The sequence below is a fragment of the Oleiphilus sp. HI0128 genome (genome assembly GCF_001635365.1).
Window position 1 is genome coordinate 1 of record NZ_LWGG01000139.1, and the last position, 1050, is coordinate 1050.

1 protein-coding gene is annotated in these 1050 nt (G+C 43.8%); it reads right to left on the bottom strand.

The annotated features are described in order from the left end of the window. Positions 1-1050, bottom strand: a 1050-nt coding sequence (locus tag A3763_RS01825) for a histidine kinase dimerization/phospho-acceptor domain-containing protein (protein WP_156494823.1), incomplete at both ends; no start/stop codon positions are given.

A 1050-nucleotide genomic window follows, 5' to 3' on the forward strand; every position in this document is an offset into this window, starting at 1 on the left:
AACTGTGGATTTGAACATAAAACAACGATCTGCACAGGATCAACGATAGACTGGCGAATCATCTGACAAGCTTCTACACCCGACAAATCCTGTAAGATGTCATCACACAAGATCATGTTGAACTGCTCTTCACTTCCAGCATAAGAATGCAAGGCTTTTATCGCTTCTGCAGCAGTCCCCACCGCCTCGAACTGAATCCCCCACTCGCTTAAGAGTTCAAGTGTAATTTTACGACTAAGCTCATACGAATCGATCACCAGTACTTTGAGCGTTTTCAGCAAGGACAAATCCAACAACTCTCTGGAGTTATCGCCACGAACTACCGGCAAGTTCAACTCGAACCAATAAGTAGACCCATCATCTTCTTTTGATTCGTTCAGCAATGTACTACCCATGAGATCAACTAACTGGTAGCAAATATCCAGGCCCAAGCTACGCTTTTCCCTCAGTTCCGAAGAAAAACCTATATCAGCAACATCAACCCGCTTATTAAGCCTCTGTATAGGCTTACTACCACTATCTTCAATTGACAAACGAATGGCCGCTCGAGAATTCTTTTGAGACAAAAGATCAACATTAATAAAAACGTGACCCTTCTCAGTGTGCTGGATCGCGTTAGCAACTAGGTTCATCAATACTTGTCGTATTCGTACAGGGTCTCCTCGTAAAGTCTGTGGAATATCGGGGCTAATTCGGCTCTCGAACACAAGGCCCTTTGACTCAGCCCTGTTTTTCAAAAGAATAGTAACACCGGATAACACCCCTCTTAAATTGAACGGTATCGTCGTAATCATAAGATCGCCCGACTCGATTCTGGAAAGGTCCAAGACATCATTTACAACGTACAACAATGACTCTAAAGACACCTGAATAGTTTGAGCATACTCACGCTGTTCATCTTCCAACTTCGATTCCAGCAATAACGAAGTGAAACCTAGCAACCCGTTCATTGGCGTTCGCAACTCATGGCTCATTTTTGCTAGAAACAAGCTTTTCGTCTCGCTGTTCTTGCGTGCTGCTTCTAACTCCTTCTGCGACAACGTTAAACGA